The sequence below is a fragment of the Sphingobacterium sp. Lzh-3 genome (genome assembly GCF_046764375.1).
GTDB lineage: Bacteria > Bacteroidota > Bacteroidia > Sphingobacteriales > Sphingobacteriaceae > Sphingobacterium.
This window is the reverse complement of the sequence record NZ_CP177226.1, coordinates 5,904,569-5,921,356: the sequence shown is the minus strand read 5'-3', so window position 1 is coordinate 5,921,356 and position 16,788 is coordinate 5,904,569. Positions and strand designations below refer to the sequence as shown.

Below are 16,788 nucleotides of genomic sequence, written 5' to 3'. Positions count from 1 at the left end.
TAACATATTCATGTTATTCCCCTTATTTTTTGTCTTTTTTGATTACGACTTACTAAACAAGTCCTAGTTAAGCTGGTCTAATGCCTGTTTTAAGTCGGCGATTAGATCATCGGCATGTTCGATTCCAATAGAGATGCGCAACATCCCTAGCGTGATTCCGGAAGCTTCTTTCTGTTCCTTCGTATGATGACCGCCCCACATACTCGCGGGGTGTACAATAAGCGATTCGACCCCGCCCAAACTGGCCGCATTGATAAATATATGCAGCCCATTGATGAGTTTCTGCGCATTTAAAAATGCCTCCTCTTCATCTTTACCGTTGACATCGATGCAAAGCATACCCGAGAAACCGTTCATTTGCTGGGTAGCGAGCTCATGTTGTGGGTGATTGGGTAATCCGGGATAACTGACTTTTTTGATTTTTGGATGTTGATCCAGAAATTCGGCCAGCTTTAGCGCATTTGTATTGATTTGTTTGACGCGTAGACTTAATGTTTTCAATCCCCGTAATAGTAACCAGGAATCAAGCGGTGCGAGTGATGCTCCCAAAGCAACGGATCGTTTCCATACGCTGGCGATATAGTCCTGCGTACCACAGACGATACCTGCAGTGAGGTCGCTGTGTCCACCCAAATATTTCGTGGCGCTGTGGACAACGACGTTTATTCCAAAATCTGTCGGTGTCTGGTTGATAGGGGAGGCAAATGTATTATCGACCATACTCTGAATCCCATGCTGTTTGGCGAGTTCACCGATCGCTTTTAGGTCTGTGATATGGAGATTTGGATTCGATGGGGTCTCTATATAAATCAATTTGGTATTTGTTTGAATCGCCTTTTCAAAAGCTGAAACATCGGTTTGGTCCACAGCTGTCACTGTTATTCCATAATCCGTTAGGAACTCTTTAAAGAAAATAGCTGTTCCGGAATAATGTGCATGTTGGGCGACAATATGATCCCCCGATTTAACGATGGCCAATATGGCTGTACTGATGGCAGCCATGCCTGTTGCAAATACCAGTGCATCCTCCGTTTTTTCCAGTTTTGCTAGGATGGACGCTACCTGGCTATTCGTTGGATTACCATGGCGATGATAAAAATAAGGGTGTTTTGGTTCGGTAGCAGCTTTGATATATTCCGTTGGGTCAGGATCTGCAATGTAGGTGGATGTCTGATAGATTGGCGTAGTTACTGCAGATGTCTGGTTGAATTGCTGTCCTTCATGGACGAGTATCGTTTCGGTATTGGTAGCCATACTAATAATATTGATTGATGCTTGTATCGCCTTAAGTATCCATAACTCGATCTTGTCGAATCTTTGATCGTAAGGAACCCTTAGCTCGTTTGAAAGCACTCTTGGTGCTAACAGCTCGAAGAAGGTTTGTCTTGTATATCAAATATAAATAAAATCTACTCAATATGTAGATTTTATTTATATCGGATGCATCAATATGTCCTACAGCATTTCTTTCAGAAGACTCAACGCATAACCAATGGTATTCACATTGTTTAACGCTAAACGAAGCTGGCCTTTGACTTCTTTGAGGTTGCTGATCTCCGGATGGCTTTGTACAAAGGACAATACGCGGCCGAATTGATCGGATTCAAAGTAGCTCGACTTAGGGTTATTGACAAAATAACCTTTCAGTGTATGCTTTTTATACGCTATTTTTTCGAATCCTATCGTTTTACCAAACCACTGTAAACGGAGTGTATTGAATAATTCGAAGACTTCTCGTGGGATAGGGCCAAAGCGATCTTCAAGTTCTTTTTCAAAAGCTGCCAATTGCTGCTCATTCTCTAATTTAGAGAGTTCTGTATACAGATTATATCGTTCCGTGATATTGGTTACATATTCATCCGGGATCAATACTTCGAGGTCGGTGTCGATCTGCGTAAAGGATACATATTTTCGTTCCTTCTCATCTGCAAACACTTCCGAAAATTCATCCTCTTTCAGTTCCTGAATAGCTTCGTCCAAGATTTTGTGATACATTTCGAAACCGATCTCGGCAATAAAGCCCGATTGTTCGCCTCCCAAGAGGTTCCCTGATCCACGTATATCCAAATCGCGCATGGCAACATTAAATCCAGAGCCGAGTTCAGAGAATTCTTCTATCGCAGAAAGTCGTTTATAGGCCTCCGGTGTTAAAGTCGATAATGGCGGACTCAGTAAATAACAGAAAGCCTTTTTATTGGAGCGACCGACCCGACCCCGCATTTGGTGCAGGTCACTCAGTCCGAACATATGTGCATGATTAATAATAATCGTATTTGCGTTTGGAATATCAAGACCCGCTTCAATAATCGTAGTTGCAATTAAGACATCGAAATCGTGATTGATAAACTTAAGCATCACATCTTCGAGCTCATCACCCTCCAATTGGCCATGTGCAACACCGACCCGTGCTCCCGGAACCAGCTTGCGAATCAAATTACCCAGCTGTGGAAGATCTGCAACACGATTATGGATAAAGAATACCTGTCCACCACGATCAAGTTCGTAACTGACGGCCTCTCCGATCAGTGTTTCATTGAAAACGTGGAGTTCGGTCTGTACAGGCTGGCGGTTGGGCGGCGGAGTCGAGATGATACTCAGATCGCGGGCTCCCATCAATGAAAAGTGTAATGTTCTTGGAATTGGCGTTGCTGTCAATGTCAGCGAATCTACATTCGCACGCATGACTTTCAATTTTTCCTTTACAGCGACCCCAAATTTTTGTTCCTCATCAATAATCATTAGACCAAGATCTTTGAATTTGACATCTTTGCTAACAAGGCGGTGTGTGCCGATGATAATGTCTATTTTTCCTTCAGCGAGCCTGGCTAAGGTATCTTTGATCTGTTTGCTCGTTTTGAAACGATTGATATAGTCGATCGTGCATGGAAGGCCCTTTAGACGCTCCGAAAATGTCCGGTAGTGCTGTAATGCAAGAATGGTCGTCGGTACCAGGACAGCAACCTGTTTACTGTCTGCGACAGCTTTGAAGGCCGCACGGATGGCAACCTCCGTTTTTCCGAAGCCAACATCCCCACAGATCAATCGGTCCATCGGATGTGGCGATTCCATATCCTTTTTTACATCGGCAGTAGCCTTTTCCTGATCGGGTGTATCCTCATAGATAAAGGAGGCCTCCAGTTCATTCTGTAAGTAGCTATCCGGTGAGAACGCATTTCCATGCTGAGCCTTTCTTTTGGCATAAAGCATGATCAGGTCGCGCGCAATATCCTTGACTTTTTTCTTGGTCGTCTTTTTGAGTTTGTCCCAGGCGTCGGTGCCCAATTTATTCATTTTGGGAACAGTACCCTCTTTGCCGGAATATTTGGAAATGCGATTTAAGGAGTTGATGTTCACATACAAAAGGTCATTGTCCGCATAGATCAGACGGATCATTTCCTGAGATTTACCGTTGACGTCCACTTTTTCCAAGCCACCGTAGCGGCCGACACCATGGTCAATGTGGGTAATGAAATCGCCAGGTTTAAGATCCCGTAAATCTTTGAGCGTAATTGCCTGCGAACGCTCGTAAGCCTTCTTGCGTTTATATTTATAATAGCGGTCAAATATTTGGTGATCCGTGTAACAGGCCAACTTTAAACTGTCGTCTCTAAAACCTTCGCGTAAAGCTTTATGAATTGGAATAAAGGTCGCTGATTTATCGAGATCTTCTAGAATCGTATAGATACGTTCGACCTGTTTGGTTGAATCTGAAAAGATCAGATTCTGGATCCGCTGGCCCTCATTCTCCTTGAAATTATGGATTAAGAGATTAAAATCCTTATTGAACGAAGGTTGCGGATGGATATCGAACTTGAGTGTTACTTCAGCTTTATAAAAGAACTGCTTGCCGAATTCGACGATCGGGAAATCAAAGAATAAGGCATTGAGGTTTTTCTCATCTGTAAACTCATGGGCTGGGTTATGCCATTCGGGATTATCCTTTTTTTGCTTATCTGTTAGCCCCGCCCATAACTTTTCCGCTTTTTTTAACCCATCTTTTACAATATCTAACGTAAATTGAGCGTCTTTGATCCAGATCGTAGCGTCCTGATCTACATATTCCAATAAGGAAATGTGTTGGGATGTTAGGAATTTCGCTTGGACATTCGGTACAATGGTTACTTTGTGGATTTTTTTGACAGACAGCTGGGACTCAATGTCAAATGTACGTATGCTTTCGATGTCATCGCCAAAGAATTCAATACGGTATGGGAGGTCATTCGAAAAGGAAAAGATATCTACAATGCCACCGCGTATCGCAAATTGCCCAGGTTCATACACAAAGTCGACACGTTCGAAATCATATTCGATCAAGAATTCGTTGATGAAATCAATACTTAGAGCGGTGTTTTCTGTTATTTCCAACGTATTTTTATCCAGGTCGTTGCGGTTGATCACTTTCTCAGCAATAGCCTCCGGATAAGTCACAACCATTTTCGGTAATTCCGAAGTATGGTTGAGTGAACTTAACGTCTCCGCACGTTGCAATACATTGGCAGAGTCAGTTTGTGTAAAATCAAAAGCTTTGCGATAAGACGACGGGAAAAAAAGAACCTGCTTATCCAACAGGCTTTCCAGATCACTTAAAAAATAAGAAGCGTCTTCATGAGTCGGTAAGATAAAGACCATTGGACGTTCCTGTAAGTTGTAAGATGATACGGCTATGAACGCATCTGAAGATCCGATAAGCCCTTTCAGCTGAATCTTTGGGTTTTTGGATTGCATAGCCTTGGTAAGCGACTGGACGGATTCGCTTTGGCTGTATTTTTCTAATATTTCTTGAATTCCCACGAGCAAAAATTTCGAATAATTGCGAATTTAACGAAATAGTATCAAGTATTAGGTATGATGTACTAAATTTTTTGGTAAAAAATAGCTGAATCCCTCGTTAAGAAGGCATGACTTTAGCAAGCCCAAAAGCTATAACAGATTGATCTGTGCAGGACTTTATTTCGCGAGGTAAAAGGTGTAGGCAAAAGCGAGCAACACCAACAATGTGGCCAAGTAAATTAATTTATATTGCTCGTAAGCTGTAACATGAAAGGATCCAATTTTAACGCGGTTTTTGCTATTTCTCATGACTAATTTAGGTCGAGGTCAATCTTCTGTTCACTAATATAGCTTTTAAGTGTTGTATTACCAAAAGCATCCAGTGTATTTTGAAAATCTTCCCGGTAGTCAAACTGAAAGTCCTCATGAAGTTTACTGTATTTACCCACCGCGTGCTTTATACGCCCTGTTATATATTTATGCAATTTGTGGGCGGCAGACTGATAAGAGGAGTCGAAAAGCCTGTCGTAATCAGCAATGGTTCTCTTCAGGATATAGCATCTAAATTCTACTTCACTGATTTTGTCTTTGGTGACTTTTTCGTGTTCATTCACTAAACCGCTTGCTTGTTTCACCAGCTTGCTAAGTGCAATAAAATGACTGTGTTGTGGCGTATTGCCAATTTGACTTAAACCAATATCGAACAATTGTGCCAATTGCTTTCGTAGTTTTTCAATACGTTCCTCTAAATCGTCTGCATTTTCCAGTAATTGGAAATGCAATTGTTTGATCAGCATTTTGTCCTTGCTTATCAGGCGTACAAGGAGTTTGTCTTTTTCCTTCTGCGGTAGGTCAAGGACAGCTTTCTTTAATTCGGCATCTTGATGTAAGGACATAATCTGTGTTTTTAGTGTAAAAAGAGTTGTTGAGCGAAAAGTCAGGCACACTTTCAGCGTGCCTGAATAAATTCCTCGTTTCATAAGCCGGAATTGAAGCAGGCAATAGCTGCCGCCCCTATTTACGGCTGTTTGCTATTAATACAATATTCTGAACTTAATCGTATTGTCGATCTGTTTGAGTTGTTTCAATAGATCTTTATCATATTCACCTTGTATATCGGTTACCGCATAGCCAATGTCACTTTTGGTCATTAGAAATTGGGCAACAATATTGATGTTATTTTGGGCATAGACCTTATTGATCTGCGCCATAATTCCAGGAACGTTTTGGTGGATATGCAGTAATCTCGTTACCTGTTTTACTTTTGGTAAAATCAGATTTGGGAAGTTGCGACTTAAATAAGTATCACCATTGTTGATAAAATCGGCCATCCGCCGAGGTATAAACTCGGAATTTTTCTTTTTATTTTTCTTATCATCGAAAACGACAATACCTTTAGCATTGCAGATATCCTTATTGATATGCCCTCTGATATCACCCAAATATCCGATCGTTTTTAATTTGTCAGCATGTTGGAGTTGCTCATCACTGATATCGATATTGTCCCCCAATAGAAGCATCCCTACATCTTTCACATACTTTTCTTCGAACGTATCTTTTGTGCGGATTGAAAAACCGTCTCTTTTTAGGATATGAGCCGCTATTTCTGGTACATCACCCACGATCAAACAAAGGATACGGTTTTTAGGATAGGATATTGCACGAGGCAGATCATTTACATATAAGAACTCATCAAAACTAGGTGTGATGAAGTCTGCTTTCTCAGTGACACTTTTACGTTGGATATTCTCTGTAAATGCAAAGAATTTTTCAATCAATCCCGATTCTTTCAGTTGAAAATCTGAATAACCGTCACCAATGCCAAACAGTCTACCTTCAATATTTAACTGTTTTAATAATTGCACTTTTCCACCTTCATTTGATAATGGATTCTCTTCATCAAAACCGATGATATTACCTTCTTCATCAAATCTGAATGTATTGGCATAGATATTTTCAGTCTTGATATGATACGGCGTCACAACTGGAGTAATAAATTCCTTAAAACCTCCTGAAACAATCCATGCCGTGTCGGCGTGTTTCTTGAAGAATTCACGATTCCGGGAAAAAGAGGTTGAAACCTTTTTCTTAAGATGTGAAACAAGTTTATCCAGATGAGATTTATTGGCATTTAAGAGTTTTACGCGACCAGCCAATGCTTCGCGAAAGGATAGTTTACCCTCCATGGCAAGATTGGTGTACCGCTCAATTTCGTGGTAGATAGCCTCTCGGTCCGGATGGTTCTCAAGGGAGATTCGTGCAAGTTCATCAAGTGCCTCTACTTGCGTAAATGTACTATCAAAATCAATGATGTAATAGTTTTTCATCTTATTCTTTTTTATGAAACTATCATGAGTCATACATCTGAATGCTGCTTACTGGTACAAGGTCTGTTTCTTCCACTTCTTCTTCCAAACATATATTGATTAGAGGAGACGAAACTAGCCTCGGGATCGAGCTTTATTTAAGGATTGAAGTTACTCACGATGAGATCAAGGTTTGGTTGTTAATTATGTTATAGTTTTACTGTTTGTTATATAAGTCTGCAATTTCTTTTAATGTTTGTTCCAAAGGCCGATAACTGTGGTTTAGGAGTGCTTGGATTTTCGCATTGGAATACTGTAATTTGGCACTTGAAGCAACCGCAGTCTCCTTCGTTAATGTCGCGTCTGATTTTTTAAATACAGCAAGCATACTTGAAACTGTGGAAGCAATTTGGAGTAAGGTCTCAGAAACTTCAATTGTGGGTTCAGGCCTATTCATTAATACACTTGCTACGCTCAGCAGATCCTTGTTGCTTATATTGAGATGATTGATGATATAGCGCTCAGCCGTGATATCATCTCTTTCCATCAATTGAATCATGATCGCAGCAACATCTTCAACGTCAACAACGCCAACACTTCCTTTCGGGTAAAATCGTAGACCTTTATTGATCATCGAAAAAATAGCGCCAGAGCCTTTATCGTTTGCTGCAGCACCTAAAATTACCGAGGGGTTGACAATAATTGCACTTAAGCCTTCGGTAATACCCCGCCAAACCTCCATCTCTGCCTGATATTTTGAAAGCGAATAATTGGATGTCAGTGAATTGTGTTCCCAATGGTCTTTCTCGGATACCGGCAGGTTTTCTCTATTTGTTCCTAAGGCTGCGATCGAACTGACATGGAGCAGGCGAATACCTTTTTCAAGGCAAAGATTGACCACATTTGTCGTCCCTTCCACGTTCACTTTAAAGAGTGCCTTAGCGTCTTTCTTTTGGTAGGAAACCAATGCTGCACAATGGAATACTTTAGTAACACCTTCAAGAGCATCTTCTAGTTCAAAATAGTTGTTGATATCAGCGTCGATCCATTGAACCAACGAAGAAGATAACAACGAGGCCGGAATAGTCGATTGAGCTCTTTTTATGGCAATGACGTCAATTCCTTGGTCTATCAACTGTCTGATTAGTGTAGACCCTAAAAAACCTGTTCCTCCAGTTATTAATATCACTTGATAAAGATACTGTTAAAAATAATGTTTTCAAAAGTTAGTTAATAAATGGATATTTGTGTGAATTGCATCCTGGAAAAACTTCATGTTTTCGGTGGTACCAAACGCTATCGAAGCTAAGGAAGCTTTTTTCTGTCCAATTAAAACAGGCATTTTCAGAAAAAATAAGAGATTTTACAAATTATAGCTTATGTCATCACTGTCCGTATTCTTTAGCCCCATTTCAATTACAGGTTTTGCACCAGAACATGGGTTCTTGGGCTCTCAACTAGGAAATGTTATTCAAGCCTATGAAACAGATTTTCCGAGCTGGGAAGCGGATAAACAGCCTCAATTGGCTATTGTCGGTGTGGAGGAAGATCGTGCATCCATAAATAATAATGGGACAGATAAAGCGCCAGATGCTGTGCGTAAGCATCTCTATGCACTATATCAGGGCGATTATAAGATGAATATCGTTGATTTGGGAAATATCAAAGCAGGTAATACAATTCAAGATACCTATATCGCTTTAAAATCTGTCGTAGAGGAACTGGTCAAAGAAAATATTCTTCCGATTATCATTGGCGGTGGGCAGGACCTGACCTATGCACAATATTTAGGGTATCAAAATTTAGAACGAAAAATAGAGCTAGCGATTATAGATGCACGTTTTGACCTTGATCAGGAAAATGCTGACAATGTAAGCTTGACATCTCGCTCTTATGTGAATCATATCATCTTGCATCAGCCAGACTATCTGTTCAATTTAAATGCAATAGCTTATCAAACGTATCTTGTAAGTAAAGAGTCTATCAATATGTATGATAAACTATTTTTTAATGCGACACGGGTCGGTATGATTGCCGGTAAAATGGACCAATCAGAGCCTTTGATCCGAGCCGCAGATTTAATTAGTTTTGATATCGGAGCCATTCGAGCGTCTGAAGCACCCGGAAATGCCAATGCAATGCCCAATGGCTTATTTGGCGATGAAGCTTGTCAACTTGCCCGTTACGCCGGGATGTCGGATAAATGCTCTTCCATCGGTTTTTATGAATTCAATCCAACATTTGATCCGATGGAGCAGACGGCTATGTTGGTCTCCCAAATGATCTGGTGCTTTATTGATGGTTACTATAACCGTAAACAAGATACGCCGCTGTACCCCAAATCATCTTATATCATTTATCGCACGACACTGGAAAATGAAGAGCATGAATTGGTCTTTGTGAAAAGTAAAAAATCAGACCGCTGGTGGATTCAAGTGCCTTATTTTGGATCTAAATCAGTCAATGAACGCTATTATCTCGTGCCTTGCCGTTATGAAGATTACCAATTGGCTGTTTCAGGTGAAATGCCTGATCTATGGTGGAAAACACACCAAAAGTTACAATAATGTACCAGTAAGCCGGACATTGGTATTACACCTTATCATAAAGAAGTGTATAATATACCAAGCAAACTAATAACAGATTGGTTTTATCTGTTTTTTAGTTGTGCAGATCCATTAAGTTTGAGATGTTATAGGTTTAATTAAATGCAATGATGGCAAAATAGACCTGCTCAGGTAAGCATAGACCATCTTCAGAAAATACAAATCATGGAAATATTTTTCTTTGCGGGAATCGTGTTGTTATTGGTCATTTTGATCGTATTGGTACTAAAAAAGAATACCGATACCAGTGCTGGTCCTGCGTACAATAAAGAAGTTGAAACACTAAAAATTGAACTCGCTAGATCGCAACAGCGGGAACAAAGTTTGTTGGAAGAACGTCTTATGCTAAAAAATGAATTGGATAAAGAACGGGAGAATCTTCTGGTCGCCGAGCGGTCTTTAGAGAGTACACGTTCTTTTTATGAGGCGCAGCTCGATAAATTTCAGGAACAGAAGAATGAAATCGCCGAGATTAAACGACAATTCAATAACGAGTTTCAGGTCATTGCCAATAAAATATTGGAAGAGAAGACACAAAAGTTTACAGAGACCAATCACCGTTCCCTGGGCTTGATCTTGGATCCATTGAAAGAAAAAATCAAATTGTTTGAAGAGAAAGTCGATAAAAATTACAATCAAGAGGCCGCGGAAAGAAATTCTTTAAAGGGAGTTGTCCTTCAGCTGGTCGAACAGAGTCTTAAAATTAAAGACGAAGCCAATAGCTTAACCAAGGCGTTAAAAGGGGATACCAAAAAACAGGGCAATTGGGGCGAGGTAATTTTAGAGCGGGTTTTGGAGCGTTCGGGACTTATGCGCGATCGCGAATTTAGGTTACAGGTCTCTCTGATGGATGCCGATGGAAGAAGAATGCAACCCGACGCGATTATCGATCTTCCTGAAGATAAACATCTGATTGTGGATTCAAAAGTTTCGCTGATTGCCTACGAACGTTGGGTCAATGCGGAGACAGACGAAGATCGCGCAATTTTCGCAAAACAACACGTACAGTCCGTGGAGAATCACGTGAAGGAACTTTCCGCAAAAAACTACCATGAGTTATATGGTATCGAATCGCCGGAATTTGTCCTGCTGTTTATGCCGATTGAATCGGCATTGAGTATGTCCGTCGCTGAAAAACCGGATCTATTCAGCGACGCCTGGGATCGTAAGGTTGTCATCGTTAGCCCCTCGACACTATTGGCTACCCTTCGTACCATTGCCAGCATCTGGAAGCAGGAACGCCAGACCAGGAATGTAATTGAAATAGCGAAAGAAGCAGGGAGCCTTTACGATAAGTTTGTGAGCTTTCTGAACGATATGGAACAGGTGCAAAATCAGTTGGAGCGCGCATTAAAAAGCCATGAAGATGCAACTAAAAAGCTCTCCACAGGCGCTGGGAACGTGATCGGAAAAGTGGAGAAATTAAAACGTTTAGGAGCCAAAGCAAATAAACAGATCGATTCCAAATTTTTAGATGAGGAAGATTAACAAAAACGGGCTTGCCAAAAAGTAAGCCCGTTTATAATTTTTAACCGTGCAAAGCAGAGCCTGCACTGCTAACTTATGCTCGTGGTTCTACTAAAGCTCTTTCATCCGTTTATTGATGGAAACATCCACATAGGTATCCTTTAAACGATCTACAGCTTCTTTTTGAACAGTGACATTGGTGTCTGATTCGTAATCATGAATAGTCCTTTGGTTTTGGACTTCGTTGTCATAAGGATCCTTTCCTGCCAAGAGCTTGACGATTACCGGAAGACACTCGAGGAAGACAAAAAGCAACGCAATAAAAAACACAGCATTTGCATTGGATTCGTTGACCTTTCCATTGGCATCGTACCTTAGATTACCCAGCGCAGAATTGCGGTCTGCAAAACCAGCGACATTGACAGCGCTGTCCAACGAAGCGTTGGATAAGACTTTTTGGTCCAATATCCCCTCAAATTTCTGTTTCTGACGTATTGCATTTTGCTGGGTCGTTATCTTGTTCCGTAAAGTATCCAAATAACCTTCTTTTTTCTTCAGCTCTTCTTCTTTCATTTTGGCATAAGGGCCATACCCCATGACACCTGATGTTTCAGTTGTTTTGTTCCCGAATATCTCGTAATTCAATTTTGTACGGTCATTTTTAATACTCGCTTCTAATGAATCACGTTCGACCGTAATCGCTTTTAAAAGCGAAACCTCATTGGCATATTTCTTATTGAAAGTACTGTTGAGCGTGTCGATTTTAGCGCGTTGATCTGCGAGAAAACGTACACGGAGGTTTTCTCGAATCTCTTTATCGAAGATTTTTAACTCCAACGGCCTAGAGATAACCAAACCAATCAAAATTGCCAATAAAATTCGAGGAAGAGCCTGCAGAAGCTGCATAAGGCCACTTTTTGATTTATTTATACTGAGTACAATATAGCGATCCATATTGAATATCGCTAAACCCCAAATGATGCCAAATACAATGGCCAAGAGCCAGTCAAATGCCCCACCACTAAATACGAAATACATGGCATAGCCACCCGAAAGGCTGGCAAACAATCCCGTAAAAAAAATAGTAGCACCTATGGCTGTGTACTTACTATGCTCTTCCGGATATTTTTCAAGAGTTTCTTGATGTACCCCCGCACATCTCCAAAAGAAACGGTTAATATCGCTCATTAAAATATTTTTACCCAAATTGACAGATTATTTTTAACAAGGTTTATGAATAAGTTTTTGTTTTACAATACGATGACTGTTTTTAGGTTCCTCTGTAACCCCTTTCCAAGAAGGCCGACCATTTGCCTAATTTTATTATCTTTGAAAAAAAATCAGGAATAATCAGATAATATGAAGAAAAGACAACTTTTGCCATTTTTTGCGATAGTGGCAACTGCATTTGTTGGTTGTGAGGAAAAAAAAGTGATGACAGATAATCCTCTTTTATTGGCTTACGAAACCCCATTTAATGTACCACCTTTTGACAAGATCAAAACAGAGCATTTTAGGCCGGCTTTTGATGAAGCGATAAAAGTACACAATTTGGAAATTGACACGATAGTCAACAATCCGGATAAAGCAACATTTCAAAATACGATAGTCGCCCTAGAAAATGCAGGTGGATTATTGAATAATGTATCTACTGTATTTTATAATCTAAATAGTGCCAATACAAATGACAGTATTCAGGCGATAGCAAAAGATTTGGCCCCCATCTTATCGAGTCATTCTGATGAAATCTCGATGAATACCAAACTATTTGACCGTATTAAAACAGTTTGGAGCAGTCGAAATACACTTGGATTAGATGAACAGGACAATAAACTGTTGGAAGAAACTTATAAGAGTTTTGTACGTTCCGGAGCGAATTTAAAGGATGCTGATAAGGAAAAAATGAAAAAAATTAATGCTGAGCTTTCAACATTAACAACGCAATTCGGACAAAATTTGCTTGCTGAAACCAATGCTTATACACTGGTCGTTGATTCTGCTAGCCAATTGGAAGGCTTGCCTGAATCGTTGAAAACGGCAGCAGCTGAAGAAGCCGTAGCAAAAGGAAAGAAGGATAAGTGGGTGTTTACCTTACAGAATCCTTCCATTATGCCCTTTCTTCAATATGCAAAAAATCGTGAACTGAGAAAGCAACTTTGGGAGGCTTATCAGCTACGCGGTAATCAAGATAACACCAACGATAACAAGGCGATCATTCAAAAAATTGTAAACCTTCGCCTTCAAAAAGCAAAATTATTAGGTTATTCTTCACATGCGGCCTATGTACTTGAGGAATCAATGGCGAAGAATCCAACCAATGTCTATGCACTCTTAAATAAACTTTGGACTCCAGCACTCGCTAAAGCAAAAGGTGAAGAGGCAGATATAGCAAAGGAAATTAAGGCTGAAGGAGGTAATTTTGCCGTGGCTCCTTACGATTGGAGATATTATACAGAGATTATTCGTAAAAAACGCTTCGCATTGAATGAGGATGAAATTAAACCTTATTTGAGCCTTCCTGCAGTTCGTGAAGGAGCGTTTGCTGTCGCTAATAAATTATATGGTTTGACATTCGTTGCGTTAAACAATGTCCCAACTTACCATAAAGATGTAGAAGTGTATGAAGTTAAAGACAAAGACGGTTCGCATTTAGGTCTGCTATATGCCGATTTCTTCCCACGTGAGTCAAAACGAGGGGGAGCCTGGATGACTTCTTACCGTAACCAGTCGACAAAAGATGGCAAACGTGTTGCTCCAGTAATTTCCATCGTATGCAATTTCACAAAACCAGTGGGAAAAAATCCTGCCTTGTTGACATTTGATGAAGCGACTACCTTGTTCCATGAGTTTGGACATGCTCTGCATGGTCTTCTTTCCAATGTGAGATACCGCTCAATGGCCGGAACTTCTGTGCCCCGTGACTTTGTTGAACTACCTTCACAAGTGATGGAAAATTGGGCAGCTGACCCAGAGGTGTTAAAAACATATGCTAAGCATTATAAGACCAAAGAAGCAATGCCAGATTCATTGATTCAAAAAATGGAAAAGGCAGGTACCTTTGATCAAGGATTTGCAACCGTTGAATACCTTTCTGCTGCGTTGTTAGACATGGATTATCATGCTACCACAAAAGAAATTTCAAAAGACATTAATGGCTTTGAAAAAACAGCAATGAAAAAAATAGGTATTATTGATGCTATTATTCCGCGCTATAGAAGTACATATTTTCAACATATCTTCGCTGGTGGATATTCTGCAGGTTATTATGCCTATATCTGGTCTGAAGTATTGGATTCAGATGCTTTCGCAGCTTTCAAGGAAAAATCATTGTACGATCAAGTAACCGCTGATTCTTTCCGTAAAAATATCCTTGAAAAAGGAGGTACTGATGATCCTGCTAAAATGTACCGTACATTTAGAGGTGCAGATCCAGATCCAAAATATCTATTGAAAAAGAGAGGTTTGAACTAATGCTCTCTAATTAAAAAAAGGCGATATAGAAATATATCGCCTTTTTTTTGTTCCGGTACTTGTTATTCTAAAAACTATTCTTACATTTGAATATTATTTATAATGAGTCTAAATAAATGTAGATAGTATGTGTGACACAAAAATTCTAAGCCAAAGAGGAGATACCCATATTAGTGTTTGCCATAAGTGTCAAACGTATTATATCTGGCAACAAAGTTTTGTACTGACATTTACGAGGAATAAATTCTTCGATTTCTTGAATATTACGAAAAGTAATGGTGATGAGCTCTTTTTTAGCACATTCCCAGATGGTGAATTTCGGTTGATTATGAAAACACCTTATCCAGATATCGTATTTTCATTTGATGAAGAACAATGGCAGAATTTCAGAGATGCACTCCAAGAATCTTATTACATGAATGAGTTTTATGGAATGCTGAATAATTAAGATAAAAAGTCCTGTTGCATCGCTTGTGTTTCATCTCTCTTTCCTTACGCGTTGACAACAGGCACAAACAAAACCCTCAGTTATAGTTGCATACACTTATGCGACTATATGCTGAGGGTTCTTTTTATCTATATATTGATTGATTACTCGCCTATTGCGTAATATTTAAAATCAAGGTCTTCAAGTTCCTTACGGTTCAATAGTTTACGGCCATCGAACACAAATGCAGGCTTTTTCATGTGCTCCTTAATTTTAGCCCAGTCATAACGTTTAAATTCATCCCATTCAGTCAATACTGCAATTGCATGTGTATCATTGCAAGCCTCATAGGCGGTATTGACAACCTTTACCAAAGCTCGGTTTTCTTCCGAAGAGCGCGTATTCAGATAATCGAGATCGGCATAGATGCGTTCAGCAGATACTTTGGGATCATAGACCGTGATTTCAGCTTGTTCACTCAATAGATAATCTGCAACATAGATCGCTGCAGATTCACGCGTATCATTGGTGTCTTTTTTGAATGCCCAGCCTAAGAATGCAATCTTTTTGCCCGATACAGTATTATACAATGTTTGGATAATGTTGTCCGCAAATCGCTGTTTTTGATAATCATTCATCAAAATCACTTGATCCCAATATTCGGCAACCTCTGTGAGACCGTAACTTCGTGCGATATAAACCAGATTGAGGATATCTTTTTGAAAACAAGAGCCACCAAAACCTACAGAAGCTTTTAGAAATTTGGATCCAATCCTGGAGTCCATGCCAATCGCCTTGGAAACTTCATCTACGTTTGCCCCTGTTTTCTCGCATAGTGCCGAAATGGAGTTAATGGAGGAGACACGTTGTGCTAAAAAGGCATTTGCTGTTAGTTTTGAAAGTTCAGATGACCAGAGGTTTGTTGTGAGAATTTTGTCACGACTTACCCAATGCGCATAAATGTCTACTAATGCACCGATGGCTTCGTCATTTTCTCCACCGATAAGTACACGATCTGGATTGATTAGATCCTGTATTGCTGTACCTTCAGCCAAAAATTCAGGGTTGGAAAGAATATGGAAATTAACACCATTCCCCGTGTTATCAAGGATACTTTTTAAAGCTGCCGCAGTGCGAACAGGTAAAGTCGATTTTTCAACAACAATTTTGTCATTTTTGGCAACCGCTGCGATCTGCCGTGCACAAAGTTCAATATACTTTAAGTCTGCAGCCATTCCCTTGCCTTTTCCATAATTCTTAGTCGGTGTATTGACCGAAATAAAAATCATGTCGGCCTCGTCGATAGCTTTTTCGATATCGGTTGAGAAAAACAAATTACGATTACGTGCTTCTGCAACAATCTCTTGTAAGCCTGGTTCGTATACAGGAAGGTTGTCTAGATTCTCGTCGTTCCAAGCCGCGATACGGGCGGCATTGACATCGACGATCGTAATCTCAATATGTGGACATTGCTTTGCAACAACTGACATGGTAGGTCCACCGACATAACCAGCACCGATACAGCATATTTTCTTGATTGTTTTGCTCATTTTGATTATCTTAATCAGCTATAAATTGAAGAACAAACTTAGATAAATTGCTTTTGATATGCAATACAAAGCACAGCATATCAAAACAATTTATTTAGGGGAACTGGCTCATCCATTGTTTTTCCCTCTATTTGTTTCATGGCGCTTCTGCAATGCTATTAAAGAAGTCATTTCCTAGTGGAGATGCAAAA

At 40.0% G+C, this 16,788-nt stretch carries 12 protein-coding genes; 4 read left to right on the top strand and 8 right to left on the bottom strand.

What is annotated here, in order from left to right; translation table 11 throughout:
* Window positions 1-63: 63 nt before the first annotated feature.
* The 6 genes from ACLCDV_RS24740 to ACLCDV_RS24715 all read right to left on the bottom strand — a co-directional run bounded on the left by ACLCDV_RS24740 (window position 64) and on the right by ACLCDV_RS24715 (window position 8,265).
* Window positions 64-1,254 carry a trans-sulfuration enzyme family protein gene (locus tag ACLCDV_RS24740; RefSeq protein WP_411972486.1) on the bottom strand — a complete coding sequence of 397 codons (1,191 nt, stop codon included), beginning with the start codon at window positions 1,252-1,254 and terminating at the stop codon, window positions 64-66.
* 201 nt (window positions 1,255-1,455) lie between these two features.
* A complete protein-coding gene (gene mfd / locus ACLCDV_RS24735; RefSeq protein ID WP_333577338.1) occupies window positions 1,456-4,791 on the bottom strand; it encodes a transcription-repair coupling factor in 3,336 nt (1,111 codons plus the stop codon).
* Between the two features lie 156 nt (window positions 4,792-4,947).
* Window positions 4,948-5,079, bottom strand: coding sequence for a hypothetical protein (locus ACLCDV_RS24730; RefSeq protein ID WP_286752778.1), 132 nt, complete (start codon window positions 5,077-5,079; stop codon window positions 4,948-4,950).
* 2 nt (window positions 5,080-5,081) lie between these two features.
* Window positions 5,082-5,666: a hypothetical protein gene (locus ACLCDV_RS24725; protein WP_075994535.1), complete on the bottom strand. Its 585-nt coding sequence runs from the start codon at window positions 5,664-5,666 to the stop codon at window positions 5,082-5,084.
* Window positions 5,667-5,804: 138 nt separating this feature from the next.
* Window positions 5,805-7,097, bottom strand: coding sequence for an HAD-IB family phosphatase (locus ACLCDV_RS24720; RefSeq protein ID WP_333577336.1), 1,293 nt, complete (start codon window positions 7,095-7,097; stop codon window positions 5,805-5,807).
* Between the two features lie 196 nt (window positions 7,098-7,293).
* Complete coding sequence (locus ACLCDV_RS24715; protein ID WP_411972485.1) at window positions 7,294-8,265, bottom strand: NAD-dependent epimerase/dehydratase family protein; 972 nt, start codon at window positions 8,263-8,265, stop codon at window positions 7,294-7,296.
* Between the two features lie 190 nt (window positions 8,266-8,455).
* Here ACLCDV_RS24715 and ACLCDV_RS24710 point away from each other — a divergent pair, with 190 nt between their 5' ends.
* Both ACLCDV_RS24710 and rmuC read left to right on the top strand, forming a co-directional pair.
* Window positions 8,456-9,643 (top strand): formimidoylglutamase, encoded by a 1,188-nt coding sequence (locus ACLCDV_RS24710; RefSeq protein WP_411972484.1) that lies wholly within the window; start codon window positions 8,456-8,458, stop codon window positions 9,641-9,643.
* Between the two features lie 204 nt (window positions 9,644-9,847).
* Window positions 9,848-11,170 (top strand): DNA recombination protein RmuC, encoded by a 1,323-nt coding sequence (rmuC, locus tag ACLCDV_RS24705; RefSeq protein WP_343570825.1) that lies wholly within the window; start codon window positions 9,848-9,850, stop codon window positions 11,168-11,170.
* Between the two features lie 90 nt (window positions 11,171-11,260).
* On the opposite strand, the gene ACLCDV_RS24700 is transcribed toward rmuC, so the two are convergent.
* Window positions 11,261-12,337: a DUF4407 domain-containing protein gene (locus tag ACLCDV_RS24700; protein ID WP_120335147.1), complete on the bottom strand. Its 1,077-nt coding sequence runs from the start codon at window positions 12,335-12,337 to the stop codon at window positions 11,261-11,263.
* 171 nt (window positions 12,338-12,508) lie between these two features.
* On the opposite strand from ACLCDV_RS24700, the gene ACLCDV_RS24695 reads away from it, so the two are divergent.
* Both ACLCDV_RS24695 and ACLCDV_RS24690 read left to right on the top strand, forming a co-directional pair.
* Complete coding sequence (locus ACLCDV_RS24695) at window positions 12,509-14,620, top strand: M3 family metallopeptidase (RefSeq protein ID WP_317669191.1); 2,112 nt, start codon at window positions 12,509-12,511, stop codon at window positions 14,618-14,620.
* 256 nt (window positions 14,621-14,876) lie between these two features.
* Window positions 14,877-15,068 carry a hypothetical protein gene (locus ACLCDV_RS24690; protein ID WP_228280105.1) on the top strand — a complete coding sequence of 64 codons (192 nt, stop codon included), beginning with the start codon at window positions 14,877-14,879 and terminating at the stop codon, window positions 15,066-15,068.
* A 143-nt stretch (window positions 15,069-15,211) separates the two neighbouring features.
* On the opposite strand, the gene ACLCDV_RS24685 is transcribed toward ACLCDV_RS24690, so the two are convergent.
* A complete protein-coding gene (locus ACLCDV_RS24685) occupies window positions 15,212-16,597 on the bottom strand; it encodes a nucleotide sugar dehydrogenase (protein WP_411972483.1) in 1,386 nt (461 codons plus the stop codon).
* Window positions 16,598-16,788 lie beyond the last annotated feature (191 nt).

Excerpts from the sequence above, each read along its gene's own strand:
- ACLCDV_RS24740 (WP_411972486.1), bottom strand. The coding sequence starts at position 1,254 with ATGGCTACCAATACCGAAACGATACTCGTCCATGAAGGACAGCAATTC.
- ACLCDV_RS24730 (WP_286752778.1), bottom strand. The coding sequence starts at position 5,079 with ATGAGAAATAGCAAAAACCGCGTTAAAATTGGATCCTTTCATGTTACA.
- ACLCDV_RS24725 (WP_075994535.1), bottom strand. The coding sequence starts at position 5,666 with ATGTCCTTACATCAAGATGCCGAATTAAAGAAAGCTGTCCTTGACCTA.
- ACLCDV_RS24720 (WP_333577336.1), bottom strand. The coding sequence starts at position 7,097 with ATGAAAAACTATTACATCATTGATTTTGATAGTACATTTACGCAAGTA.
- ACLCDV_RS24710 (WP_411972484.1), top strand. The coding sequence starts at position 8,456 with ATGTCATCACTGTCCGTATTCTTTAGCCCCATTTCAATTACAGGTTTT.
- rmuC (WP_343570825.1), top strand. The coding sequence starts at position 9,848 with ATGGAAATATTTTTCTTTGCGGGAATCGTGTTGTTATTGGTCATTTTG.
- ACLCDV_RS24700 (WP_120335147.1), bottom strand. The coding sequence starts at position 12,337 with ATGAGCGATATTAACCGTTTCTTTTGGAGATGTGCGGGGGTACATCAA.
- ACLCDV_RS24695 (WP_317669191.1), top strand. The coding sequence starts at position 12,509 with ATGAAGAAAAGACAACTTTTGCCATTTTTTGCGATAGTGGCAACTGCA.
- ACLCDV_RS24685 (WP_411972483.1), bottom strand. The coding sequence starts at position 16,597 with ATGAGCAAAACAATCAAGAAAATATGCTGTATCGGTGCTGGTTATGTC.